The sequence below is a fragment of the Paraburkholderia sp. NMBU_R16 genome (assembly GCF_013282575.1).
Classification (GTDB): domain Bacteria; phylum Pseudomonadota; class Gammaproteobacteria; order Burkholderiales; family Burkholderiaceae; genus Trinickia.
In genome coordinates, this window is the sequence record NZ_JAAAYE010000007.1 from 68495 (window position 1) to 93547 (window position 25053).

The following is a 25053-nucleotide window of genomic DNA, read 5'->3' on the forward strand; positions in this document are numbered from 1 at the left end:
GCTGATGCCGCGGGGAACGACATCCCCGCAGCATCGGTACCCGCGCGGTGCCAGGACTACTCGGCTGATCCGGCGACCGGCGGGCGTTCAGCCCAACCGCTCGCAAATCGCCTTCGTTGCCGCGGCGCCATTGAGCGTGTAGAAATGCAGCCCCGGCGCACCTTCTTTTACGAGGCGCTCGCAAAGCCGGGTGACGACATCGAGTCCGAACGCGCGAATCGACTCGCGATCGTCGCCGAAGCTTTCGAGCCGGCGCGCGATCCAGCGCGGCACTTCCGCACCGCACATATCGGAAAAGCGCATCAGTTGCGAGTAGTTCGTGATCGGCATGATGCCGGGCACGATCGGTACATCGACGCCGAGCTTACGCACATCTTCGACGAAGCGGAAATAGGCGTCCGCGTTGTAGAAGTACTGCGTGATGGCCGAGTTGGCCCCCGCCTTGACCTTGCGTGCAAAGTTCTCGAGATCTTTTTGCGGCGAGCGCGACTGCGGGTGATATTCGGGATAGCCCGCGACTTCGATGCGGAACCAATCGCCGTATTCGGCGCGAATGAAGGCGACGAGCTCGGACGCATAGCGCAGCTCGCCGACCTCACCCATGCCCGAAGGCAAATCGCCGCGCAATGCAACGATATGGCGGATGCCGTGACTGCGATAGCGCTCGAGGATATCGTGCAGGCTCTGCTTCGACGAGCCGATGCACGACAAATGAGGCGCGGCTTCCAGCCCGTCGCGCGCCAGTTCGAGGACGGTATCGAGCGTCCCTTGCTGGGTCGAACCGCCCGCCCCGAACGTGACCGAGACGAACTTCGGCGCGAGCCGCGCGAGCTGCGCGGCGGTGGCGCGTAGCTTCTCGACGCCGTCGGGCGTCTTCGGCGGAAAAAATTCGAAAGAGATTTCGATGGTGGCCATGGTGGCGACAGAAGAACGGCAATCAGCCTAGGCTGCGATTGCCGAATATGAGGGCCGACAGCAACCACGACACGATGCTGTACAGAATCGAGCCGAAAAAAGCCGACCAGAATCCCGACACTTCGAAGCCTTTCAGTAGCGACGCCGCGAGCCAGAAGCAAAGCGCGTTGACGACGAGAATGAAAACCCCGAGCGTAACGATCGTCACGGGCAACGTGAGCAGAATCAGTACGGGACGAAGCACGGCATTGATGAGCCCGAGCACGAGCGCGACGATGAGCGCGGTACCGAAGCTGCGAATATGGATCGACGGCACCAGGTAGGTGATGATCAAGAGCGCGAGCGCATTGATCAGCCAGGTCAGCAGCACGGTCATCTCAAGACTCCTTTCGGTTTCGATTCGTTTCAGTATCGGTTCGGGGTCGCCGCCGGACGCAAGGCGAGGCCCGCCGCCGGCCGAGGCTGGCAACGGGCGGCCGCCGGCCGGCGCGTTCCGCGCAAGCATGCCATACGCGCCGGGGCGAAGCTGACCGGTCAATAACGGTAGTGATTCGGCTTGAACGGACCGTTCTTGTCGACGCCGATGTAGCTCGCCTGATCGTTCGTGAGCTCGGTCAGCTGCGCGCCGATTCGAGCAAGATGCAAACGCGCGACCTTCTCGTCGAGATGTTTCGGCAGCACATAGACCTTGTTCGCATACTCGGCGCCGCGCGTGAACAACTCGATTTGCGCGAGCGTCTGATTGGCGAACGAGTTCGACATGACGAACGAGGGGTGGCCCGTCGCGCAGCCGAGATTCACGAGGCGGCCTTCGGCCAGCAAAATGATGCGCTTGCCATCGGGGAACACGATGTGATCGACTTGCGGCTTGATGTTTTCCCACGTGTACTGGCGCGTGGAAGCAACGTCGATCTCCGAATCGAAGTGACCGATATTGCAGACGATGGCGTTGTGACGCATCGCCTTCATATGCGCGTGCGTGATGACGTGATAGTTGCCCGTCGCCGTGACGAAGATGTCGGCCTTGTCGGCGGCGTACTCCATCGTCACGACACGATAGCCTTCCATCGCCGCCTGCAGCGCGCAGATCGGATCGATTTCCGTGACCCAGACCGTTGCGCCGAGCCCGCGCAGCGACTGCGCGCAACCCTTGCCCACGTCGCCGTAGCCCGCCACGACCGCGACCTTGCCGGCGATCATGACGTCGGTCGCACGCTTGATGCCGTCGACGAGCGATTCGCGGCAGCCGTAGAGGTTGTCGAACTTCGACTTCGTCACCGAATCGTTGACGTTGATGGCCGGGAACGGCAGACGGCCATCCTTTTCCATCTGGTAGAGGCGGTGCACGCCCGTGGTGGTTTCCTCGGTCACGCCGCGAATCTGCGCGAGGCGCTTCGAATACCACGTCGGATCGATGGCGAGATGGCGCTCGATCGATTTGAAGAGCGCGGTTTCCTCTTCGTTCGTCGGCTTGGCGATCGCGCTGCGATCCTTCTCCGCCTTCGAACCCAGGATGAGCAGCAACGTGGCATCGCCGCCGTCATCGAGAATCATGTTGGCGAATTCGCCGTTCGGCCATTCGAAGATACGGTGCGAGAATTCCCAGTACTCGTCGAGCGATTCGCCCTTGAACGCGAAGACGGGCGTGCCGCCCTTGGCGATGGCCGCGGCGGCGTGGTCCTGCGTCGAAAAGATGTTGCACGAAGCCCAGCGCACGTCGGCGCCGAGCGCCTCGAGCGTCTCGATCAGCACGGCCGTCTGAATCGTCATATGCAGCGAGCCCGCGATGCGCGCACCCTTGAGCGGTTGCGCGGCTTTGTATTCTTCGCGGATCTGCATGAGCCCGGGCATTTCGGTCTCGGCGATGTTGAGCTCCTTGCGGCCCCAGTCCGCAAGCGAGAGATCGGCGACAACGAAATCCTGCGATTGATTCGATTCGATAACTGCGGCGTTCATCACGCCCTCCTTTCTAAATGAGTTCTAGAAATAGACGTGAGCGCCGTTCGATGGAACCGCCGCGCGTCTGTTGGCGGGGTCCGATTGAAGTTTCCGAGCCTGGCGGGCAAAGCCTCGTCGCAACGCTCCTCGGAAACGGGGGGAATTGTAGCAAAAACATGCGCGCAACGGTCTCGACGTCGCATGCTGCCCAAGGCTGCGATTCCGCAGTCGGATAAACAAGACTTTTCTCGTTGCCGGTCTCGCGGCCGTTCCGGATAGTGCCCGGATGTTTGTGTCAAAAAAGGGATGCTTATGTCGTTGGGATTGAACAGCCACTTTCGTAAAGCTACCCGAGGGTTCATCAGCCAGATGGCGATCTCCGCGAAGGCTATTCAGACAGGCGGCGCAGGCGGAGCGGCTTTCGATTTGCAGATACCGTCGACCGTCAACGGATCGACCGTCCATCTCGGCTACTGGGGCGCGGGCAGCCGTACCGATGAAATACTCCTCGGCTACTGGGTGCCGCAAGGCGGCTATTGCGACATCCCCACGAAGCCATGTGGAAAATACTTCGTCTTCACCCCCGACTTCAGCGGTTGCTCGCTGCTGGTGGACCAGATCGGCAACGACGCGTATCGCGTCTATCACGTGCAAGGCGGAAGCGCCCGTTTGCAGCCGGAGTATTACCGGCATCACGACAGCACGCCGAAGCGGCTCGGCCTCGCCGCGGCGATGACCTTCGGCGACTATGGACACGTCTGCGGGGACCGGTTCGGGATGGGACAGGTCCGCACGGAACGACGTGGTTTCGCATTCCTCAAGTACGAGCAAGGGCGCTGGTGGATCTACTTCCAGGGACAGCACGAATTGACCGACTTGAAGTGCGACGCATCGCGGGATCCGCTCACGCTCGGTGTGCGTAACGGGGGACGCATCCCCGTCGCGGATCTCACGTGCGAAGTGCCGCGGATCAACGCCCGACACGATCCGCAGGTCGAGCGCAAGCGCAACGAGGCCTGCCTGCCGCCGAAAGCGCCTTTGCACGATCTGCCGATCAGCCGCCAGATCAAAACCCAGCGGCGCCTGCTGCCCAACGACGAAGTGTGGGCGGGCTTTTCCCCCGCATTCGGTCACTGAGCGGCGAGCCACAGGGCCGTCGCAACGGCGGCGCGTGTTATCCGAACGCGCCGCCGAGCAGCGAGCCGATCAGCGGGGCGATCAGCACCATGACGACGCCCGCGATCATCATCGTGAGGCTAGCGATCACGCCCTCCTCGCTGCCGAGTTCGCGCGCCTTTGCGGTGCCGACCGCGTGGGCCGCCGCGCCGAACAGCGCACCGCGGGCGAGCCGCGTGCGAAGCGGCATCAGCGCCAAGACGAACTCACCGAGCAGCATGCCGCAGACACCCGTGGCGATGACGAACAGCGCCGTCAGTTGCCGGGGCGCATGGATCTCATCGGACACGGCGAGCGCGAACGGAGTCGATACCGAACGCGTAAGCAGACTGCGCGCGACGTCAGGGGCCAGGTGCAGGAGCTTGGCCAAGGCGAACGAGCCACTCACGGCGACGACGATGCCGACGGACACGCCCGCAGCGAGCGAGAGCCAATGGCGTTTCATCAGTTCGCGGTATTCGTAGATCGGCACGGCGAATGCGACTGTCGCCGGCCCGAGCAGCCACATGAGCCAGCGCGTATCGGCAAAATACACGGCATAGGGAACATGGGCGATGACCACGAGCGTCGCGAGCAACGCGGGCACCACCACGAGCGGCGTCAGCCACGGGCGCGAAAATCGCGCATAAAGCCGCTTGCCCGCGGCATAGAGCGCGATCGTCAGCGCGAAGCAGACGGCCGCGATGGCTTGCGGACCGAACGCGGACACCGGCGATGACAAGATCGAGGCAAGCATGGTCATGTTCCGTTAGGTGCGGCGATCCGACGCGTGAAAAATGCGCGGACGAGCCATCAGCCGCGCGCGACGCGCGCATGCCGCATGGCCAGTCGGCGTTCGAGGCGCGCCGCCTGATCGACGGTGAAGGCCACCGCAACCATGACGGTCAACGTGCCGGCCACGACCACGAGCGCGAGCCGCCAGCCGTCGGACTTGAAAAGCCCGCCGTACTGGACGACGGCGACGGCCGCCGGAATAAAGAAAAGCAGCATGTTCGAAAGCAGCCAGTCCGCCCCCGCCTTCACCCACTTCGGCGCGATGCCACCGGTGAGCAGCAGGGCCAGCAACGTCGCCAAGCCGACCACGCTGCCCGGCACCGGCAGACTCAAGCGCCGTGCGGCTTGGTCCGCGATGAACCAGAGTGCGGCCAGCAGTGCGCTTTGCGCAACGATTTGCGCGAAGTTCCGGATGCGCTTGACGGTCATGGCAAAACTCCCTATTGACTTCATGAACCGAGTGTAGTCAGCTCGCGCCCATAAATAAAATGACTTAAAATCATCCGATCCATTCCAATTTGGAACAACGTCGGCCGTGGGGCGGCTTCGCTCCTCAAAAAGCTGGGAGGGCAGGCCATGGAATTGCGCGCGCTGCGTTATTTCGTCGAAGTCGTGCGGCAGCAGAGCTTCACGCTCGCAGCCGAGCGTCTTTTCGTCACACAGCCGACCATCAGCAAGATGGTGAAGGCGCTCGAAGAGGAGGTCGGTGCGCCGCTCCTCCTGCGCGAAGGCCGGCAAATGGTGCTTACCGACGAAGGCCGCATCGTGTTCCAGCGCGGCCAGGACGTATTGGCCGCGCACACGCGGCTACAGGCCGAGCTCGACGATATCGGCACGCTGGGACGCGGCGAGCTCACCGTCGGCATTCCGCCGATGGGCGGCTCGCTCTTTACGCCGGCCATCGCCGAATTCAAGCGTCGCTATCCCAAGATCGAGCTGAAGCTTTTCGAGCAAGGCTCCCGCGGCATCGAAGCCGCACTCGCCGCGGGCGAGCTCGAGCTCGGCGGCTTGCTGTTGCCCGTCGACGCGGAGCTGTTCGATGTGCTTCCGATGTCGCGGCAGCTTCTGTGGCTCGTGGCGCGCACCGGCACGCGCTGGGACAACGTGGAGCGGGTCGGGCTCGCCGACCTTGCCGAAGAACCGTTCGTCTTTTACGGCGAAAGCCTTGCATTGAACGATGTCGTGACGCGAGCGTGCCGGCAATCGGGATTCGCTCCGACGATCGTCGCGCGCAGCAGCCATTGGGACTTCATGGCGGCGCTCGTGCACGCGGGGCTGGGCATCGCGTTGCTGCCCGCCCCGTACTGCGACCGTCTCGATCCGGCGCACTTCACCTGCCGTCCGCTGGGCGAGCCCGAAATCCCCTGGGAGATGGCGATCGGCTGGCGGCGCAACGGCTATCTCTCGCATGCCGCCCGTGCTTGGCTGGACGTGGCGCGGGAAACGCTGCCGGGCCAGCCAGGCGACGATTTCGTCTATGCGCGCACCGGCAAGGCGGCCGGCAGTCCAGACGTTTGGTGAGCCGTGCGGGGCGTGACCTCGCCGCCATCGGCGGTGCAATCGACAGACAGCCGGCATGAGGCGTCCGATCGTTGTCGCGAGCCCTTCCTCTAATCGTTCGGCCCGGTCAGAACCTATGATGCAGGTGCGATGCACCGACGACGCCACCGGCGCCGCATGAAGCGTCGCGAGCCGCCAAGCGCAGCGACCGCCACAACGGAGACGCGTCATGACCCCGCAGAGCACGCACGAAGTCACGAACCAAACGCCGCCGCTCGAAGGCTATAACCTTTTTGCGAGCGACCCGGTGCTCGCCGCAGCCGTCGATCGCGAGGGCGCGCACTGGCACGCCGAGGCGCTCGTGCGCGACGGCGCACGCATCGGCACGCGCGAGATTCTGGCGCTAGCCGAGCTCGCCAATCGCCACGCCCCCGAACTGTTTACCTACAGCCCGCGCGGCGAGCGCATCGACACACTCGAATTCCACCCCAGTTGGCACCGGCTGCTCGAATTGCTGCGCGAAGAAGGCCTGCACGCGCTGCCGTTTTCCGAGCCGCGCCCCGGCGCCATGGTGGCGCGATGCGCCGGCTACTTCCTGCATGCCCAGCTCGAATCGGGTTCGCTGTGCCCGTTGACGATGACGTTCGCGAGTATTCCGGTATTGCGTCGGGAGCCGGCGCTCTTCGCGGCGCTGGCCGACAAGCTTTATTCGCGCGAGCACGATCCGCGCGACGCGCCGCTCGACGAGAAGCGCTCGATGCTGATTGGCATGGGCATGACGGAAAAGCAAGGCGGCTCCGACGTTCGCTCCAATCGCACGAGGGCGTTCGCACTGGATCGAGGAGGGCGCGGCAACGCCTACCGGCTCGTGGGGCATAAGTGGTTTTTCTCGGTGCCGCAATCCGACGCCCATCTCGTTTTAGCGCGTGCCGACGACGACGAAGCACTGTCGTGCTTCTACGTGCCGCGCTTCGCCCCCGACGGCACGCGCAACGCGATCCAAATCCAGCGGCTCAAGGACAAGCTCGGCAATCGCTCGAACGCGAGCAGCGAAGTCGAATTCCTCGATGCTTTCGGGATCATGGTCGGCGAGCCGGGCAGGGGCGTACCGACGATCATCGAGATGGCGAACTACACGCGGCTCGACTGCGTAATCGGCAGTGCCGCACTGATGCGCGCGGCGCTCGTGCAGGCCATCCACCACGCGCGTCATCGGATGGCATTCGGCAAGCGGCTCGCCGAACAGCCGCTGATGCGCAACGTTCTAGCCGATCTGGCGCTCGAATCGGAGGCGGCGACCCTGCTCTTCATGCGGCTTGCGCGCGCGTTCGATGCGCACCTCGCCGCCGATGCGGGCGAAGCCGGGGCCGACAGCGATGCCGAGCGTGCCTGGCGGCGCATCGTCACGCCCGCGGCGAAGTTCTGGGTATGCAAGCGCGCGCTCGAGTTCACCGGCGAGGCAATGGAAGTACTCGGCGGCAACGGCTATGTCGAAGAGAGCCCGATGGCGCGCTTTTACCGCGAGGCCCCGGTCAATTCGATCTGGGAAGGGTCGGGCAACGTCATGTGCCTGGATGTGCTGCGCGCGATCGAACGCGATCCGCCCGGTGCGCAAGCGCTACTGGCGCAATGGCGACGGAATGCCGACGGACACGCCGTGCTCGGCACCGCCCTCGCCGAACTCGAGGCCTTGCTCGGTGCTCCCCCGGACGCGCGCGAAGTGCTGGCGCGCCGGCTCGCGCAGCACATCGTCCTGTGCGCGCAAGCTGTGTCGATGCTCGAGGCGGCGCCCGCGGCGAGTGCCGACGCCTTCATCGCAACGCGGCTCGGGCAGGGTGCCGGCCGGTGTGGCCGCGTCTATGGAACGCTGCCGGCGTCATTCGATCACTCAGCCGTTATCGCGCGCGCATTCGAGCATTGAGCGAGCGCGGAACGCGCGTTGGATCGACATAGGGAGCGACGACGCCATGAACAACGATTTACCCGATGATGCAGCGCTCGGCGACTTGCTGCACGCTCAGCGCGCGGCCTTCTTGCGCATGCCGTACCCCGACTGGGCACAGCGCGCCTCGCATCTGAAAGCGTTGCGCGCCATGCTGCTCGATCACCGCGACGCACTGGCGGCGGCCGTCGACGCGGATTTCGGCCAACGCGCGAACGCCGAAGTGCTGCTCTCCGAAGTCTGGCTCATCAAGAATGAAATCGATGCGGCGCTTCGGCACGGCAAGCGGTGGATGCGCGCGCGCCGCCGCGCCACCGGCATTTGGCTCCGACCGGCGCGCGCGAAAGTGATGCCGCAGCCGCTCGGCGTCGTCGGCATCGTCGCGCCGTGGAACTACCCGCTGCTGCTATCCGTCGGCCCGCTCGTCTGCGCGCTGGCGGCCGGCAACCGCGCAATGGTGAAGATGTCGGAACTTGCGCCACGCACCTCCGCGCTGTTCGCGCGTTTGATTGCGCAGACGTTCGCGCGCGACCATGTGAGCGTCGTGACCGGCGATGCGGCGGTCGGCGCGGCGTTTTGCGGACTTGCATTCGATCATCTGCTGTTCACGGGCTCCACGGCGGTGGGCCGCGAAGTCATGCGCGCCGCGGCCGGCAATCTCACGCCGGTCACGCTCGAACTGGGCGGCAAATCCCCTGCGATCATCGGCCCGCAGGCCCGTTTCGACGCCGCGGTGGACAGCATCGTCGCGGGCAAGACGCTGAACGCGGGCCAGACCTGCATCGCGCCCGACTACGTGCTGTTGCCGCGCGAGCGCGTGGCCGCCTTCATCGAGCGCGCCCGCGCCCGCGTGGCCAAGCTGTACCCCGATCTCGGCCGCGATCGCGATTACACCTCGATCGTGGCCGAGCGTCACTATGCGCGGCTCGTGCGCATGGCCGACGAGGCCGTTCGAGCAGGCGCGCAGCTCCATCCGCTGTCCGACGCGCCCAACGATGCGGCCCGCCGCGTCTTTGTACCGTGCGTCGTCACGAACGCGCCCGAGGACACCGCCGCCATGCGCGAAGAAATCTTCGGCCCGCTGTTGCCGCTCGTCCCGTACGAGACGCTCGACGAGGCCATTCGCTACGTCAATGGCCGCGAACGCCCGCTTGCGCTCTATCTGTTCGACGACGATCGTTCGAACGTCGAGCGCGTGCTGCGCCATACCGTCTCAGGTGGCGTTTCGGTCAACGAGACACTGCTGCATATCGCATGCGAGGGACTGCCTTTCGGCGGCGTGGGCGCGAGCGGAATGGGCGCGTATCACGGTCATGAAGGATTCCTGACTTTCTCGAAGCTCAAGCCGGTGTTCGTGCAGGCGCGCCTGAACGCGCGATCGCTGCTGCTGCCACCGTACGGGCCGCGCTTTCGGGCCATCATCGCCACGATGCTGAAACTCTGACCGTGGCGAGTCCGATGGACGCTCAGACCGGCCAGAGCGGCCCTTCCTGCATCGCGCCGATCTGCTCGCGTAGTTCGAGCACGCGTGCTTCCCAATAACGCTGCGTGTTGAACCACGGAAAGGCGGCCGGAAACGCCGGGTCGTCCCACCGACGCGCGAGCCACGCCGCGTAATGGATCAGCCGCAGCGTGCGCAGCGCTTCCACCAGATGGAGCTCGCGCGGCTCGAAGTCGCAGAAGTCCTCGTACCCGGCAAGCAGATCGGTCAACGCGGCTGACGCATCGGCTCGTCCGGCCGGCAACAGCAGCCAGAGGTCCTGCACCGCCGGGCCCATGCGGGAATCGTCGAAATCGACGAAGTGTGGGCCGGCATCGGTCCATAGAACGTTGCTCGCATGGCAGTCTCCGTGCAGCCGAAGATGCGCCACGTCGCCGGCCGCCTCGAACGCGCGCTCGACCGCATCGAGCGCCATCGCAGCCGCCGCGGCATAGGCGTCACGCAGCTCGGCCGGAATGAAGCCGTGACCCAGCAGGTAATCGCGCGGCTCGCGGCCGAACGACGCAATGTCGAGCGTCGGACGCACGGCGTAGGGCACGCGCCGGCCCACCGCATGAATGCGCCCGATGAAGCGCCCCATCCATTCGAGCGTATCGCGCCGGTCGAGATCGGGCGCGCGCCCGCCTCGCCGCTCGAAGACGGCAAAGCGAAAACCGTCGAATGTATGCAAGGTACGCGATTCGACGATACGGGCCGGCACAGCGGGAATCTCATGCTCGACGAGCTCGGCGACGAAGGCGTGCTCTTCGAGAATCGCCTCGTCGGACCAGCGCTCGGGCCGATAAAACTTGGCGATGACCGGCGGTCCGTCTTCGACGCCGACCTGATAGACGCGGTTTTCGTAGCTGTTCAGCGGCAGCAGCCGCCCATCGGTGCGCACACCGGTCGGCGCGAGCACCGTATCGAGCGCATCGAGCACGCACTCGGGCGTGAGCCGCGTAAAGGGGTGCGTGGAGGGGTGCGTGGGCGACTGATCGTCCACGCCAGGTCCGTCGGAAAAATGATCGTTCATGCCGGCATTGTGCCGTAACGGCACGCGTGCGGCATCCACGCGCAGTTGGGCGAGCCGGCATCGCCCTCAGGGCCCGCCTGTCGGGGCCGGCGTTGGCTATCGGGCGGCGGGCCCGTCAGTGGACGAGCGCGCCAGCCGGACGCGCGACGAGTTCCCCGGTATCGATGAGATCTTCGAGGAAAAAAGGCTCGGTGCTCAGTTGCAGCGATGCGCCGGGTTCACCGGCGTACCAGACGACCATCGCCATATCGCCGAGTATGCGCATGACGATGCCGCGCGCGCCCGTGGGCACGGCGATATGCACCGACCTGACGATCGAACCGACTTGCATGATGTTTCCCCCGTGTCAGTGGTGGATGATGAAGATGCGCGACGACAACGCGCCCGAGCCGGCAGACAACCGTATGGCGGGGCAAAACGCACATTCGATGACACCTTGGCACATGCAGGCATTGTTGCCGGAACCGGCCGCAGTGCAAAGCAGAATGTAACGGGCTATCTGCCGTCACTTCCCGCGATCACCCTTACAAAGTACTGTCGAATTCCGCCTGCCGGCGGCGCGTGCCCCGGGGTACGATTGGTGCTGTAGGCCGGGTTCGGCTTTGCGCGTGATCCGAGACGCGCGTTTTGTACGGAGCGCGAGCATGCCCCCGCTCGAGCGCTCGGGACAAGGAGATCATCGATGAACACGTTGCTGCCCTACGCGATTGCCGCCGTGTCCGGCGCTGCGATACTGGCCCTCGGCGCGTGCGCGCACGGGCCCGATTACGTCAAGCCGACATCGACCACCGCCAAGGTGTCCGATGCCGCGCCGGTCCAGCCGCTGCCCGATATGCAGCATCCACAGCGCGGCGATACGCCCGCGCCCGCTCCCGGCGCACCCGCCGCCGCGAAGGCCCGGCCCGCCGCCCCTGGCGTCGACGGTTGAAACGGCACGCAACGAACAAGCCCTTCGCGTATATGACGCCGCCCAGGATATAGCCGCCAAGGGCGGCGCCATCTCCTATACTCGATCAATAACGCGCCGCGGTTTCGCCGGCGCGACGATTACAGCTTGCACCGGCAGCCAATCCTGCGCGGGCTGCGAGCAAGGAGGCGGGCATGGCGACGTTCACGGTCAGCGACTTCATTCTCATGATCCCGATGGCGCTCGCAGGCGCGCTGTTTCTCGGCGCGCTGCCGACCTCCTCCAGGTTCGTCCACAACGTGCTCCGCGTGTTCGGCGCGCTGCTCGGCGTCGTGTTCGCGGTCGTGCTCGTGGAAGGGTTGCCCGCGCTCGTCTAGCGGTGCGGCAGCGCGGGCGGATGCCGCCTCCTTAGCGGATCGGCTGATCCGTCGAGGGCTTTTCCCAGAGGTTGATCCCACCCTCTGTCGCATAACGATCGATTTCGGCAAGTTCTTCGGCCGAAAACGCGAGTTGCGCGAGCGCCCCGACGTTCTCGCGCACCTGCTCGGCCCGGCTCGCGCCGATCAGCACCGAAGTGACGCGCCCATCGCGAAGCGCCCACGCCAGCGCCATTTGCGCGAGACTCTGGCCGCGCCGCTCGGCGATCGCGTTGAGCTTGCGCACGTGCTCGATGTTCTGCGGGCTCAAATGGCTTTGCTGCAGCGAACCGCCACCCGGCTTGTTGATGCGCGCGTCGGCCGGCACGCCATTCAAATACTTGGAAGTCAGCAGTCCCTGCGCCAGCGGCGTGAAGGCGATGCAACCGGTTCCAGTCTGTTCCAGCGCATCGAGCAGTTCGTGCTCGATCCAGCGGTTGAGCATGTTGTAAGCGGGCTGGTGGATCAGCAGCGGTACTTTGTACTCACCGAGCAACCGGGCCATTTCGCGCGTCTTTGCGGCCGAATACGACGAAATGCCGACATAGAGCGCCTTGCCTTGCTGCACTGCGCTCGCCAGCGCGCCGGCCGTCTCCTCGAGCGGCGTATCCGCATCGAAGCGATGCGAATAGAAGATATCGACATAGTCGAGCCCCATTCGCGCGAGGCTCTGATCGAGGCTGGCCAGTACGTATTTGCGCGAGCCCCCGCCCTGACCATACGGTCCCGGCCACATGTCCCAGCCGGCCTTGGTCGAAATCAGCAATTCGTCGCGATAAGGGCGGAAGTCGTCCTTGAAAAGCCGCCCGAAGTTGGTCTCGGCGGTGCCGTAGGGCGGGCCGTAGTTATTGGCCAGATCGAAGTGCGTGACGCCGAGGTCGAACGCGGTGCGCAGGATTTCGCGCTGCGTCGATAACGGCGTCGTATCGCCGAAGTTGTGCCATAGGCCAAGCGACAAGGCCGGCAGCTTCAAGCCCGACTTGCCGCAAGTGCGGTACTGCATGTCCGAATAGCGTTGCGAAGCAGCTTCATAGCCCATAGGAGGTCCTTTCATGCGGGTCGACAAATGACGTGCGGTACTGCCGATGCCTCGCGCATTGTGCATCGAAAAATCGGCAGCCGGATGCGCGCCGGGTGGACATCGACGGTGCAACTTTCATACACTGCGCCGTTAGCGTGCCAATGACGGAAACTTCTCCATGATCAAAGCGATCTCGATTGCGTTACTCGCGGGCGGCGTCATATTGCTCTATTTCGGCGGGCAATCGTTCCATTCTCTCGCCAACGATATGTCGCGCATGTTCACGGGCGCCCCGACGAACAAGACGATATGGCTCATTGCCGGCGGCATCGTGGCGACACTCGCGGGTCTCATCGGACTCATATCGACGGGCCCGGGCCGCAAGGGCTGAATCGCCCCCGCCGGCACTACAGCACGATCTCCGGTTTCGAAGCCGAACGCGTGCCCGGCAACGGGACGTTGCTCGCGCCATGGTAAGTGAAAACGAGCGAGAACTTGACCTCGTCGGTCTGGTTGCGACCGGCCGAATGCAGCGTGTTGCAGTGAAAGAAGACGACATCGCCTGTCTGCAGTTTGGGGCAAACGGCCGTTTCGATGATCGACTTGTTCTCGGGCAAGTCGGCGCGGAGGAATTTCGCCGCGTCGAAACGCTCCGACGTGAAAGTCATGGCATGCGAGCCGGGCACGAGCCAGAGCGCGCCGTTTTCGACGAATTCGGGACCGAGCGCGAGCCATGTCGAAACGAGATCGTCGCGCTCGAACGACCAGTAGCGCGCGTCGCGATGCCATCCGGTCAGGCTGCCGTACGCCGGATGCTTCGTCATCACGCAGTTGTGATGGGCGCGCGACAGGTGCGGCGTCTCGCCGAAGTAAAGCTCCATCCAGCCGCGAATCTCGGGCGAACTCGCCCATTCGCGCATCAGCGCATCGCGCGCATACGCATCGAGCAGCCGCCGGACCGTATGGCCGCCCGGCGCGTGCCTGGTCTCGGGCGCGCCGGGATAGCGCAAATCGGCCTCATATTCGACCGGCTGCGCGGCTTCCCGCAATTGTTCCTGCGCGCGGGCTTTGATTGCGGCGCACCGCTCGGGCGATACCAAGCCCGGCACGACCACGAAACCGCGTTCGCGCAGCGCCTGCACCTGTTCTTTTTTCGAATGCTCTGACATGAAACGGTCCGTTCGCCGGTGGCGGGTGGTCGGAAACGATTTATTTTAAAGCGCCGGAGCGCGCACGGCACGCGTGCCGGCGCACCGCCATTGTGCATGAATGCGCTCGGGTGGACCCCGACTTACGCGCGTCATGATTCGCGTGTAGGCTGCACGCATGTCGATAGTCCTACAACGCCGGCCGCGCACACGCGCAGGTGCGGCTCTTGCCCCCGGTTTCGCCTCTCCGTTTCGCGATGGCATGGTTGCTGCATCAACCGCAGCGCCTCCCGTCGATCGCGACACCGTTCCCGTTTCGGTTCCCATGCACAGACGAATCGCCATCCGCCTCAAGCATGCCGCGCTCAAAGCCGCACGCCCCGCGCGGCGCGGTGTCGTTCGCGCGCTGCGCCACCACGCCGTTCGCGCACGCCGCAGCGCCAGCTCTTTCGGTCATCAGACGCCCACCGGCCTGCTGCGGTCCTGGCTGCGGGCTGTGGTCGCCGTGCTGCGCACCCGTCGTGCCGCGCGGCGCTTTTCGCTGCGCGCGCTGCTCGTAAAGCCGGCCGTGCGCCGTGTGCAAGCAGCGCAAGCGCGCTTCGTACACCAGGCGACGAATCGGCGGCCGCGCAGGCTCGCGCCCAGCGCCGGATGGTTCGCGTTCGCCGCGCGTTGAATCGGCTGTCACCGAGCGGTATCGAATCGGATGCACCCATCCGTCGCTTGATCCCATTCCGGCGGCAGTGCTGGCATGCTGGCCGCGATAGCGGTTTAATGTCGGCATGAACACGCCATCTCGGGGCAGCCCCGATCCTCATCCGCACAAGCGGCCGTCGAAGCGGATGCTCACGGCGCTGACGTTCCTCGTCGGCTTCGCGACCCTCGGCCTCGGCATCGCCTGGCTTGTCTACAGCTGGATCGTCGACCGGGAAGTGCCTTACTTCGCCATTCCGCTCGTTCTTACGGTACCTGTCATCGTCGCCGTCGCTTTTCGCAATTGCTGGGATTAGCGTCGTTCGTGGGAGTGACGATCTCGCGAACGTCGCCGCGGCAATCAGGCGCCGCAGGTGTCGATTTCGAACGGGCTCGTTCGTCGTCAAGCTGGACGGCACCGAAGCCGTTCCGGCGGAATCCCCGCTGCTCATTCGACGAACGAGGCTCCGAATGTCATTGATTCTGTACGCGCACCCGTTTTCTTCCTACTCGCAAAAAGTCCTGGTCGCACTCTACGAGAACCGCACGCCGTTCGAATGGCGGCAGCTCTCGCCGGAAAACCCCGAGGCGCTCGCTCAGTTCGCGGCGCTGTGGCCAATCAAGCGCTTTCCGCTACTGATGGACGGCACGCGCGTCCTGAAAGAGTCGACGATCATCATCGAATATCTCTCGCTCAATCACCCCGGGCCCGTGCAACTCCTGCCCAACGATCCGCGCGCCGCGCTCGAGGTGCGCAGCATGGACCGCTTCTTCGACAATTACATTTCCACGCCGCAGCAGAAGATCGTCTTCGATGCCCTGCGCCCCGACGGCACGCACGATACGTATGGGGTGAAAGAAGCCAGGGGAATGCTCGAGACGGCCTATGCGTGGCTCGACAAGGTGATGGCCGAGCGACAGTGGGCCGCCGGCGACATGTTCAGCCTTGCCGATTGCGCGGCCGCACCGTTTCTCTTTTACGCGGATTGGACGCACCGGATCGATCCGTCGTTTTCGCACGTCATCGCATACCGCAAGCGGTTGCTCGCGCGCCCCTCGTTTGCGCGCGCCGTCGACGAGGCGCGACCCTATCGATCGTTGTTTCCGCTCGGTGCGCCTGACCGGGATTGACCGTCGGCGAAGACGGCCGATGCTGCCGTCTTCATGCGCTCGCCTTTTTTCGTAGTCGGCGCCGCGGCAGTCTCCCGGGACTGCCGTATGTTCGCGCCGCACTTGGCGCCGCGCACCCTATACTGACTCGCTCCCAGCTCGCGCATGCTGCGTAAAGCGCAGCCAGCGCAGGCGGGCAGCCGCGTTCGCCGACGAGGCCTGTACGTCACGGATGTGCCAACGAAAACCCCGACCTTAAGTCGGGGTTTTCTTCACGTCGAGTGTGACCGCACTGGGTTACGCCACAGCCGCGACAGCCTCCGTCCCAGCCGCCTGCGCAAGCGCGAGCGCTTTGTCCGTGCTTTCCCACGTGAATTCGGGTTCCTCACGGCCGAAGTGACCGTAAGCCGCCGTCTTTTCGTAGATGGGACGCAGCAAATCGAGCATCTGAATGATGCCCTTCGGACGCAGATCGAAATGCTCGCGCACGAGTTGCGTGATCGTCGCATCGGACACGCGGCCCGTGCCGAATGTATTGACCATCACCGAAGTCGGCTGCGCCACGCCGATGGCGTACGACACCTGAATCAGGCAGCGCGAGGCCAACCCGGCCGCCACGATGTTCTTCGCCACGTACCGGCCGGCGTAGGCTGCCGAGCGGTCGACCTTCGACGGATCCTTGCCGGAGAACGCGCCGCCACCGTGAGGCGCCGCGCCGCCATAAGTATCGACGATGATCTTGCGGCCCGTGAGACCGCAGTCCCCTTGCGGGCCGCCGATCACGAACCGGCCGGTCGGATTCACGAGGAACTTGATGTCGCCCTTGACGAGCTCGGCGGGCAACGTCGGCTTGATCACTTCTTCGATGACCGCTTCGCGCAGCATCGACAAATCGATATCGGGCGCATGCTGCGTCGAGAGCACCACCGTGTCGATCGAATGGGCCTTGCCGTCGACATAGCGCACCGTGACCTGCGATTTCGCATCGGGACGCAGCCAGGGCAAACGGCCATCGCGGCGCAGGCTCGCCTGACGCTCGACGAGCCGGTGCGACAAGTGGATCGGCAACGGCATCAGCTCGGGCGTTTCGTCGCACGCATAGCCGAACATCAGGCCTTGGTCGCCCGCGCCTTGATCGAGGTTGTTGTCGTGCGCGCGATCGACGCCCTGCGCGATATCCGGAGATTGCTTGTCATAGGCAACCAGCACCGCGCAGCCGCGATAATCGATGCCGTAGTCCGTGTTGTCGTAGCCGATACGTTTGATCGTATCGCGCGCGACTTGAATGTAATCGACATTGGCCGTCGTCGTGATTTCGCCGGCCAGCACGACGAGACCCGTATTGCAGAGCGTTTCCGCGGCAACACGGGAGTATTTGTCCTGGGTGAAGATGGCGTCGAGAATCGCGTCCGAAATTTGATCGGCGACCTTGTCGGGATGGCCTTCGGAAACGGATTCGGACGTGAAGAGGTAGTCGTTTGCCACGTTGCAGACTCCATTGGTTACGGTTGTCGATTTCACGTAGCCAGCTCCGGGAGCCTGAAGCGGCGACGCTTTAGCGGATTTCCCTTACCGCGAGTGGGCCTTTACGTGCCCCCTGCGGCTTCGCCCCGCAAGTTGTCTAATTAACTCGGCGAAGTCCGTATTATAGCGACTTCTCGATCCTGTCACAGAGTGAACTGCCGTGTCTTGTGCCTCCTGTTTGCCGCATTGCGCGCTTACACCGGTCCCGTCGTTCGTATCGGGCATCATGACGCCCCTCGCGCCGGCGCGGCATGCGCTGCGCCCGCTACCGAGCGGAGCGCGCGCATGTTGAGGCACATCGGCACGAAGTTCGCCATCGGCTTGCTCAAGTTCCTCGCGATTCTGCCTTATGGCCTCGTCGCGCGCTTCGGCGACGGGCTCGGCTGGCTGCTCTATCAGATTCCGAGCCGGCGCCGCCGTATCGTTCACACGAATCTGTCGCTCTGCTTCCCGCAATGGAGCGACGAAAAGCGCGCACGGATCGCACAGCAGCATTTCCGCCACGCGATCCGCAGCTACGTCGAGCGCAGCGTTCAATGGTTTGGCTCGCAAAGCAAGCTCGAAAAGCTCGTGCAAGTCGACAGCGCCGTCGATCTGACCGATCCCGACCTGCCGCCCACGCTCTTTCTCGGCTTGCACTTCGTCGGCATCGAAGCAGGCTCCATCTTCCTCAACCACGCACTCGGGCGCCGTTGCGGCTCGCTCTATCAGCCGATGTCGAACCCCGAACTGGAGGCCGTCGCCAAAGCGGCGCGCGGGCGCTTCGGTGCCGACATGGCAAGCCGGGCCGATAGCGCGCGCGTGGTGCTGCGCTGGCTGCGCGATCGCAAACCGGTCATGCTCGGCGCCGACATGGATTACGGCCTGCGCAATTCGACCTTCGTGCCGTTTTTCGGGGTACCGGCCTGCACGCTGACCGCCGTCGGCCGCTTCGCCAAGGTCGGTCACGCCCAGGTGGTGCCGTTCATCGGCGAAGTGCTGCCGAACTACAAGGGCTATCGGCTCAAGGTCTTCGAGCCGTGGCAGGACTACCCGAGCGGCGACGACGACATCGACGCGCGCCGCATGAACGCTTTTCTCGAAGAACAGATTCCGCGGATGCCGGAGCAATACTACTGGGTTCACAAACGCTTCAAGACGCGGCCGCCCGGCATGCCGAGCGTCTACTGACCGGGCGTCGCCCGATATGCGCCGCGCGTCGCTTACAATAACGCCCATCATGAGACTTCAATTCACCAAGATGCAGGGTGCGGGCAACGACTTCGTCGTGCTCGACGGCTACAGCCGCCCGCTCTCGCTGACGAGCGAGCAGGTGCGCGCGCTGGCCGATCGCCATTTCGGCGTCGGCGCCGATCAACTGCTGGTCGTCGAGCGGCCGAGCGCGGCCGGGGCCGATTTCAAATACCGCATCTTCAATTGCGACGGCGGTGAAGTCGAACATTGCGGCAACGGCGCGCGCTGCTTCGTCAAGTTCGTGCGCGACGCCGGACTCACCGATAAGCGCAGCGTGCGCGTCGAAGTACACGGCGGAATGATCACGTTGACGATGCAGGACAACGGCGAAGTCGTCGTCGACATGGGTCGCCCCGTCTTCGATCCGGCGCGCGTGCCGTTCGATTCTCGAGGCCTCGCCGCGCGCACCGAGGGTGCCGACGCACTCTGGCCGATCGAGGCGGCCGGCGAGCCGCTCGAAGTCTCCGTCGTCTCCATGGGCAACCCCCACGCCGTGACGATCGTCGACGACGTCGAGGCCTACCCTGTTGCGTCGGTCGGTCCTGCGCTGGAGCGGCACTCGCGCTTCCCGCAGCGCGTCAACGCCGGTTTCATGCAGATCGTTTCCCGCCATGAAATCGCGTTGCGCGTGTTCGAGCGCGGCGCCGGGGAAACGCTCGCCTGCGGCACGGGTGCTTGCGCGGCCGTGGCCGCCGGCATTCGGCGCCATCGGCTCGACTCGCCGGTCCGCGTGCGCACGCACGGCGGCACGCTGACCATCGCCTGGGACGGGGCGCGCGATGAAACATCCGCGCTGACGATGGCCGGCCCGGCCGTGACCGTCTTTCGCGGCGAGATCGAATTGGCCGACTGAGAACCCGCCTAACCGCCCGCGCTTGCCGCTCACTTATCCGCCACAAACGCTCACACCATGAACGATCGCGAAGTCGCCGAATATCTGCTCGCCAATCCTGAATTTTTCGTGCAACACGCCGAACTGCTCGCCGCGGTGCGACTCGCGAACCCTCATGGCAAAGCCGCCGTGTCGCTGCAAGAGCGGCAGATGGAGATGCTGCGCGAAAAGAACAAGCTGCTCGAAAGGCGCCTGGCCGAATTGCTGCGTTATGGGCACGAGAACGACAGCATCGCCGCGAAGTTCAACCGTTGGACCGCACGCGTCATCGCGGAGCGCGATCCGCACGCGCTGCCGCGTACCGTCACGTATGGCCTCACGGAAGTCTTCGACGTCCCGCACGCGGCGTTGCGTCTTTGGGACGTCGCCGATGTCTATGCGCAGGCCGAGTTCGCGCGTCAGGTCGGCGAAGAAGTCCGGATCTTCGCCAACAGCCTGGGCGCCCCGTACTGCGGGGCGAACACCGGCTTCGAAGCCGCCCAGTGGCTCGGCGCGGGCGCACAGCCAAGCGCCCCTGCTTCGGCCGAGGAAGCCGGCACGGCTGCGGGCGAAGCAGGCGGCATCCAGTCGGTCGTGCTGCTCGCGCTGCGCGATCCGCAGGCCGATGAAAGCGCGCCCGCGTTCGGCCTGCTCGTCATGGGCTCGCCCGACCCGCGCCGCTTTCACGAAGGCATGGCGACGGACTTCCTCATGCAGATCGGCACGCTCGCGAGTGCCGCGACGAGCCGCCTGCTTGCGCGCTGAGCCGGCTGCCTACCGCATCCAGACCGTCCCGCGAAACGCCATGCAGCCGGCCGATACCGACCTGATCGCCGCCTACCTCGCGAGCCTCGCTCATGGACGGCGCCTGTCCGAGCACACGCTGCGCAGCTATACGCACGAGCTCCAGGGCTTGACCGCGCTCGCCAACGGACGCCCGCTTGCGAGCCTTTCGGCTACGGATATCCGCTTGGCGGTCGCGCGCGCTCATAGCGGCGGCTTATCCGCGCGCTCGATCGCGCATCGGCTCTCGGCCTGGCGCGCGTTTTACCGATGGCTTGCGGAACGGGTCGACTTGCCGGCGAACCCGGTTGCGACGGTACGCGCGCCAAAACAGCCTAAGCGCCTGCCCAAAGCGCTGTCCGTCGACGACGCCAACGCGCTGATGGAAGCCGCCTCGCCCGAAAGCGGCGAAGGGCTGCGCGACCATGCGATCCTCGAGCTCTTTTATTCGTCGGGATTGCGCCTGGCCGAACTGGTCGGGCTCGACGCCGGGTTCGCCGAGGGCGATGGATATCGCTCGGCGGGCTGGCTCGCACTCGATACCGCTGAAGTGACCGTTCTCGGCAAAGGCAAGCGGCAGCGCACGGTACCCGTCGGCAAAAAGGCCATCGAGGCGCTCGAGGCCTGGCTCGCGGTGCGCGAGCAGTTCGTCAGGCACGACCCGCACCCGCTGTTTCTTTCGGTGCGCGGAGCGCGTATGTCGCCGAACGTCGTACGCGAGCGCATCAAGCGCGCCGCCCGTACGGCAGGCATCCCGGCGAACGTCCATCCGCACGTCCTTCGACACTCGTTTGCAACGCATCTGCTGCAATCGAGCGGCGACCTGCGTGCCGTGCAGGAGTTGCTCGGCCATGCGAGCGTGGCGGCCACACAGATTTACACCTCGCTCGATTTTCAGCATCTCGCGCAGGTCTATGACATAGCGCATCCTCGCGCGAAAAAGCGCGACTAGCGCTGATTCGCAATCGATCCAATAGGCCGCGGCGGCTCGGATCGACACCCGATCCCCGGCTCGCCTGCCGGTTCAGCCGAACCGGCAGGGGTAACTCGTTTCTCACACCCGCATGAATACCGTAACGCTCAAACCGTCGAAGGAAAAATCGCTGCTGCGCCGTCATCCGTGGGTGTACGCGAACGCCATCGACCGGATCGACGGCAAACCCGCCTCGGGCGCGACTGTCGTCGTACGCGCGCACGACGGACGCTTTCTCGCGCGCGCCGCCTACAGTCCGCACTCCCAGATTCGCCTGCGCGCGTGGAGTTTCGACGAGGCCGAACCGATCGATCACGCCTTCTTCAAGCGCCGCGTCCAGCAAGCGCTCGCGCATCGCCGAGCGTTCGTGCACGACACCGGCGCGGTCAGACTCGTCTTCGGCGAGGCGGACGGCCTGCCCGGGCTCATCGTCGACTATTACGTTCCCGATCTCGCGATGGCCGGCGGTTCCGCGCCGGCAGATCCAAACTCGAACGTCCCTATACGGGCAAGCCGCCTGCCGCTGTCCGGAGACGAAGCCGCAGAACATGGGCAGCTCGTCTGTCAGTTCATGGCGGCCGGCGTGGAGGCATGGAAAGAGGCGATCGTCGCCGCGCTCACGGGCGCAACCGGCTGCCCGAACGTCTACGAGCGCTCCGACGTTTCGATCCGCGAAAAAGAAGGGCTCGCGCAAACGACGGGTGTGCTCGCCGGCGCAGCGCCTGCCGATACGCTCATCGTCGATGAAAACGGCGTGCGTTACCGCGTCGATGTCCGCAACGGCCACAAGACCGGCTTTTATATCGATCAGCGCGAGAGCCGCGCGCTCGTGCAGGCGTACGCCGCCGAGCGCGACGTGCTCAACTGTTTTTGCTATACGGGCGGCTTCTCGCTGGCCGCATTGAAGGGCGGCGCACGACGTGTCGTATCGATCGATTCATCGGGCGAGGCGCTCGCGCTCGCACGCGCGAACGTGCAGGCGAACGGCTTCGACGCAGCGCGCGCCGAGTGGCTCGACGCCGACGCGTTTCGCACGCTGCGACGTCTGGCCGACGAAGGCGAGCGCTTCGACCTCGTCGTGCTCGATCCGCCGAAGTTCGCCCCGGCCCGCGAGCATGTGGACAGGGCGGCACGCGCCTACAAAGACATCAACCTCTCCGGTTTCCGCCTGCTGCGCCCGGGCGGGCTGCTTTTCACGTACTCGTGCTCGGGCGCGATCGATGCTGAGCTGTTCCTGAAGATCGTCGCCGGCGCCGCGTCCGACGCGCGGGTGGATGCCCGAATCTTGAAGCGGCTCGGCACTGGCCTCGATCACCCGCTGCTGGCTTCGTTTCCGGAGGGCGAATACCTGAAGGGGCTGCTGTTGCAAATTCTCTGAGCGAGCGCATCTGTCCCGCGCGTGAAGCGCTCCGAGCGGGACGTCCCGCTTGACAGGTATGCTTCAATATTTCCAGGCCAGGGCGCCGAGCTGTACCGGCCCCGATTTCATCGAACAACAGGCGAGTCACAATGATTCCAGTCACCATCCTGACCGGCTTTCTCGGCAGCGGCAAAACCACGTTGCTCAAGCGCATCCTGAGCGAAAAGCATGGTATGAAGATCGCCGTGATCGAAAACGAGTTCGGCGAAGAGAACATCGACAACGAAATCCTCGTACAGAACGAAGCCGAGCAGATCGTGCAGATGAGCAACGGCTGCATTTGCTGCACGATCCGCGGCGACCTGGCGCGCGCGCTCGGCGATCTGGCGGAGCGCAAGCGTTCGGGCGAGATCTCGTTCGACCGCGTCGTCATCGAAACGACGGGTCTCGCCAATCCGGGCCCCGTTGCCCAGACGTTCTTCATCGATAGCCAGATCGCCGACGAGTTTATGCTCGACGCGATCATCACCCTCGTCGACGCGAAGCACGCCGACGCTCAGCTCGACGAACACGAGGTGGTGCAACGCCAGGTCGGCTTCGCCGATCGCCTGTTCATCACGAAGGCCGATCTCGTCGACGAAGCCGCGCTGGGCGATCTACGCCACCGGCTCGTTCATATGAACCCGAAAGCGACGATCAAGACCGTGAACTTCGGCGACGCCGATATCAAGGAGATCTTCGATCTGCGCGGCTTCAATTTGAACGCGAAACTCGAGATCGATCCGGACTTCCTGGCCGAAGACGACCACGAGCATCACGATCATGATCACGACCACGATGGGCACGATCATGCCCATTGCGATCACGACCATGGCCAGTGCGAACATGACGGGCACGAACACGGGCATCACCATCATCACGCCCATCACGACGACCGGATCAAATCGTTCGTCTATCGCAACGACCGGCCTTTCGATCCCAACAAGCTCGAGGACTTTCTCGGTGGCGTGCTGCAAATCTACGGCGAGCGGCTTTTGCGTTACAAGGGCGTGCTCTATATGAAGGGCGTGGACCGCAAGGTCGTATTCCAGGGCGTGCATCAGATGATGGGTAGCGACTTGGCGGCCAAATGGCTGCCGGCGGAGAAAAAGACCAACAAGATGGTCTTCATCGGTATCGATCTGCCGCAGGACTTGATCACCGACGGTCTCGATGCCTGTTTGGCGTGAGCGTGTACGATACCGCTCGCAGTTTGCACCGGGAGTTCGCTTTTTATAAATTCGCGCGTTATATTTTCGTGCTAATAGGCCGCGCAGCAGGGTTTTCTCTGTTGCAGCGCGCAAGGGCGATTCAGTTACAATACGTGCCCGCTGGATCTTGACCAGTAAGCAGCGAAGCCCGCGCCCCATACGCGCGGGGCGTAGCGAACGGCGCCGGAAAACCTGATCCGGGCAACGCCGAACGAAAATGACAAAGCGGAATGCCGGGCGAAACCCCGGGCGACACCACGCTTCGTGCCGGTGTCGCCTCAGGAAGAAGTGCCCGGCAAGGGACACCTCATCGAAACGGGAGTGCATCCAAGGATCGGTTTCCAGAGGAGTTCGGCCCCGCACGGGCGCTGGCCGTCACGACTGCCAGACCTGCCGAGTGGCGCATAGTGCGCTGCTTGCGGGCAACACGAAAGTGCGGGCAATATGTATGGGTTTTGCCTCACATTGAAGAAGCACGCAGATGACGACGAAACGACTCTTGACCGAAGCCGAAATCCTGAAGATGAGCGACAAGGATTACATGAATGAAGACCAGCTCGCCTTCTTCAAGAACCGGCTCGAACAGCTGCAGGCAGAGATTCTGCGCAATGCCGGCCAGACGACCGAGAACCTGCGCGAAACGGTGATCGTGCCCGATCCGGCCGATCGCGCGACGATCGAGGAAGAGCATGCGCTCGAGCTGCGTACGCGCGACCGCGAGCGCAAGTTGCTGAAGAAAGTGCAGCAATCGCTCGCGCGCATCGAAACGGGCGAGTACGGCTGGTGTGAGGAGACGGGCGAGCCGATCGGCATTCCGAGGTTGCTCGCACGTCCCACGGCCACGCTGTCGCTCGAGGCGCAGGAGCGCCGCGAGCTGCGCCAGAAGCTGTTCGGCGACTGACCGACCCAGAACCCGCGCGGCGATGAAGGCTGCGCGTCTTGACGCTGCTTCGAAGAGGCGCGCGGTATTCCGCGCGCTTTTTCTTTGTCGGCCGCGATCGTGCTT

The 25053-nt window shown here is 64.4% G+C and carries 28 protein-coding genes and 1 riboswitch; of the genes, 18 read left to right on the plus strand and 10 right to left on the minus strand.

The window, feature by feature from the left end; all coding sequences use genetic code 11:
- Positions 1-87 precede the first annotated feature (87 nt).
- From metF to ahcY, 3 genes are all read right to left on the minus strand, one after another.
- On the minus strand, positions 88-915 hold the full coding sequence (metF, locus tag GWC77_RS05185) for a methylenetetrahydrofolate reductase [NAD(P)H] (protein ID WP_173255804.1): 828 nt from the start codon (positions 913-915) through the stop codon (positions 88-90).
- A 22-nt stretch (positions 916-937) separates the two neighbouring features.
- A complete protein-coding gene (locus GWC77_RS05190) occupies positions 938-1291 on the minus strand; it encodes a phage holin family protein (protein ID WP_173255805.1) in 354 nt (117 codons plus the stop codon).
- A gap of 158 nt (positions 1292-1449) precedes the next feature.
- Complete coding sequence (gene ahcY / locus GWC77_RS05195) at positions 1450-2871, minus strand: adenosylhomocysteinase (protein ID WP_173255806.1); 1422 nt, start codon at positions 2869-2871, stop codon at positions 1450-1452.
- A gap of 31 nt (positions 2872-2902) precedes the next feature.
- Positions 2903-3008: riboswitch (S-adenosyl-L-homocysteine riboswitch) on the minus strand.
- Positions 3009-3222: 214 nt separating this feature from the next.
- On the opposite strand from ahcY, the gene GWC77_RS05200 reads away from it, so the two are divergent.
- Positions 3223-3990, plus strand: coding sequence for a hypothetical protein (locus GWC77_RS05200; RefSeq protein ID WP_173255807.1), 768 nt, complete (start codon positions 3223-3225; stop codon positions 3988-3990).
- A 37-nt stretch (positions 3991-4027) separates the two neighbouring features.
- Here the strand turns inward: GWC77_RS05200 and GWC77_RS05205 are convergent, their stop codons facing one another.
- Positions 4028-4765 carry an LrgB family protein gene (locus GWC77_RS05205; RefSeq protein ID WP_173255808.1) on the minus strand — a complete coding sequence of 246 codons (738 nt, stop codon included), beginning with the start codon at positions 4763-4765 and terminating at the stop codon, positions 4028-4030.
- Between the two features lie 56 nt (positions 4766-4821).
- Complete coding sequence (locus tag GWC77_RS05210) at positions 4822-5232, minus strand: CidA/LrgA family protein (RefSeq protein ID WP_254366814.1); 411 nt, start codon at positions 5230-5232, stop codon at positions 4822-4824.
- A gap of 147 nt (positions 5233-5379) precedes the next feature.
- Between GWC77_RS05210 and GWC77_RS05215 the strand changes: the two genes are divergently transcribed.
- From GWC77_RS05215 to GWC77_RS05225, 3 genes are all read left to right on the plus strand, one after another.
- The gene (locus tag GWC77_RS05215) at positions 5380-6324 is read left to right on the plus strand and encodes a LysR family transcriptional regulator (protein ID WP_173255810.1); all 945 of its coding nucleotides are present in this window, start codon (positions 5380-5382) and stop codon (positions 6322-6324) included.
- 208 nt (positions 6325-6532) lie between these two features.
- Positions 6533-8224: an isovaleryl-CoA dehydrogenase gene (locus tag GWC77_RS05220; RefSeq protein WP_173255811.1), complete on the plus strand. Its 1692-nt coding sequence runs from the start codon at positions 6533-6535 to the stop codon at positions 8222-8224.
- A 46-nt stretch (positions 8225-8270) separates the two neighbouring features.
- On the plus strand, positions 8271-9689 hold the full coding sequence (locus GWC77_RS05225) for a coniferyl aldehyde dehydrogenase (protein ID WP_173255812.1): 1419 nt from the start codon (positions 8271-8273) through the stop codon (positions 9687-9689).
- A 22-nt stretch (positions 9690-9711) separates the two neighbouring features.
- Here GWC77_RS05225 and GWC77_RS05230 read toward each other — a convergent pair whose 3' ends face one another.
- On the minus strand, positions 9712-10758 hold the full coding sequence (locus tag GWC77_RS05230; RefSeq protein ID WP_173255813.1) for a serine/threonine protein kinase: 1047 nt from the start codon (positions 10756-10758) through the stop codon (positions 9712-9714).
- A 115-nt stretch (positions 10759-10873) separates the two neighbouring features.
- Positions 10874-11089: a hypothetical protein gene (locus GWC77_RS05235; protein WP_173255814.1), complete on the minus strand. Its 216-nt coding sequence runs from the start codon at positions 11087-11089 to the stop codon at positions 10874-10876.
- On the opposite strand from GWC77_RS05235, the gene GWC77_RS05240 reads away from it, so the two are divergent.
- The 3 genes from GWC77_RS05240 (at position 11088) to GWC77_RS05250 (ending at position 12042) form a co-directional block, all read left to right on the plus strand.
- Positions 11088-11249, plus strand: a complete 162-nt coding sequence (locus tag GWC77_RS05240) for a hypothetical protein (RefSeq protein ID WP_173255815.1) — start codon at positions 11088-11090, stop codon at positions 11247-11249. The two genes, GWC77_RS05235 and GWC77_RS05240, sit on opposite strands and share 2 nt — an antisense overlap.
- Before the next feature lie 191 nt (positions 11250-11440).
- On the plus strand, positions 11441-11686 hold the full coding sequence (locus GWC77_RS05245; protein ID WP_173255816.1) for a hypothetical protein: 246 nt from the start codon (positions 11441-11443) through the stop codon (positions 11684-11686).
- 173 nt (positions 11687-11859) lie between these two features.
- Positions 11860-12042: a hypothetical protein gene (locus GWC77_RS05250; protein WP_173255817.1), complete on the plus strand. Its 183-nt coding sequence runs from the start codon at positions 11860-11862 to the stop codon at positions 12040-12042.
- Positions 12043-12073: 31 nt separating this feature from the next.
- Here GWC77_RS05250 and mgrA read toward each other — a convergent pair whose 3' ends face one another.
- Positions 12074-13120: an L-glyceraldehyde 3-phosphate reductase gene (gene mgrA / locus GWC77_RS05255; protein ID WP_173255818.1), complete on the minus strand. Its 1047-nt coding sequence runs from the start codon at positions 13118-13120 to the stop codon at positions 12074-12076.
- Between the two features lie 160 nt (positions 13121-13280).
- On the opposite strand from mgrA, the gene GWC77_RS05260 reads away from it, so the two are divergent.
- Complete coding sequence (locus GWC77_RS05260; RefSeq protein ID WP_173255819.1) at positions 13281-13493, plus strand: DUF3185 family protein; 213 nt, start codon at positions 13281-13283, stop codon at positions 13491-13493.
- Between the two features lie 16 nt (positions 13494-13509).
- Here the strand turns inward: GWC77_RS05260 and GWC77_RS05265 are convergent, their stop codons facing one another.
- Complete coding sequence (locus GWC77_RS05265) at positions 13510-14271, minus strand: phytanoyl-CoA dioxygenase family protein (protein ID WP_173255820.1); 762 nt, start codon at positions 14269-14271, stop codon at positions 13510-13512.
- A gap of 304 nt (positions 14272-14575) precedes the next feature.
- Between GWC77_RS05265 and GWC77_RS05270 the strand changes: the two genes are divergently transcribed.
- From GWC77_RS05270 to GWC77_RS05280, 3 genes are all read left to right on the plus strand, one after another.
- Entirely contained in the window at positions 14576-14926 is a 351-nt protein-coding gene (locus GWC77_RS05270) for a hypothetical protein (protein WP_173255821.1), read from the plus strand.
- Between the two features lie 106 nt (positions 14927-15032).
- Positions 15033-15260, plus strand: a complete 228-nt coding sequence (locus tag GWC77_RS05275) for a hypothetical protein (RefSeq protein ID WP_173255746.1) — start codon at positions 15033-15035, stop codon at positions 15258-15260.
- Positions 15261-15414: 154 nt separating this feature from the next.
- Positions 15415-16074, plus strand: coding sequence for a glutathione S-transferase family protein (locus tag GWC77_RS05280; RefSeq protein ID WP_173255822.1), 660 nt, complete (start codon positions 15415-15417; stop codon positions 16072-16074).
- A gap of 276 nt (positions 16075-16350) precedes the next feature.
- On the opposite strand, the gene metK is transcribed toward GWC77_RS05280, so the two are convergent.
- The gene (gene metK, locus GWC77_RS05285) at positions 16351-17538 is read right to left on the minus strand and encodes a methionine adenosyltransferase (protein WP_173255823.1); all 1188 of its coding nucleotides are present in this window, start codon (positions 17536-17538) and stop codon (positions 16351-16353) included.
- Positions 17539-17862: 324 nt separating this feature from the next.
- On the opposite strand from metK, the gene GWC77_RS05290 reads away from it, so the two are divergent.
- The 7 genes from GWC77_RS05290 (at position 17863) to dksA (ending at position 24948) form a co-directional block, all read left to right on the plus strand.
- Positions 17863-18747: a lipid A biosynthesis lauroyl acyltransferase gene (locus GWC77_RS05290; RefSeq protein WP_173255824.1), complete on the plus strand. Its 885-nt coding sequence runs from the start codon at positions 17863-17865 to the stop codon at positions 18745-18747.
- A 49-nt stretch (positions 18748-18796) separates the two neighbouring features.
- On the plus strand, positions 18797-19663 hold the full coding sequence (gene dapF, locus GWC77_RS05295) for a diaminopimelate epimerase (RefSeq protein WP_173255825.1): 867 nt from the start codon (positions 18797-18799) through the stop codon (positions 19661-19663).
- Between the two features lie 57 nt (positions 19664-19720).
- Positions 19721-20446 carry a DUF484 family protein gene (locus GWC77_RS05300; protein ID WP_173255826.1) on the plus strand — a complete coding sequence of 242 codons (726 nt, stop codon included), beginning with the start codon at positions 19721-19723 and terminating at the stop codon, positions 20444-20446.
- Positions 20447-20486: 40 nt separating this feature from the next.
- Entirely contained in the window at positions 20487-21416 is a 930-nt protein-coding gene (xerC, locus tag GWC77_RS05305; protein WP_173255872.1) for a tyrosine recombinase XerC, read from the plus strand.
- 112 nt (positions 21417-21528) lie between these two features.
- Positions 21529-22815 (plus strand): class I SAM-dependent rRNA methyltransferase, encoded by a 1287-nt coding sequence (locus GWC77_RS05310; RefSeq protein ID WP_173255827.1) that lies wholly within the window; start codon positions 21529-21531, stop codon positions 22813-22815.
- A 131-nt stretch (positions 22816-22946) separates the two neighbouring features.
- On the plus strand, positions 22947-24026 hold the full coding sequence (locus GWC77_RS05315; RefSeq protein ID WP_173255828.1) for a GTP-binding protein: 1080 nt from the start codon (positions 22947-22949) through the stop codon (positions 24024-24026).
- A gap of 502 nt (positions 24027-24528) precedes the next feature.
- A complete protein-coding gene (dksA, locus tag GWC77_RS05320; RefSeq protein WP_173255829.1) occupies positions 24529-24948 on the plus strand; it encodes an RNA polymerase-binding protein DksA in 420 nt (139 codons plus the stop codon).
- Positions 24949-25053: the final 105 nt, after the last annotated feature.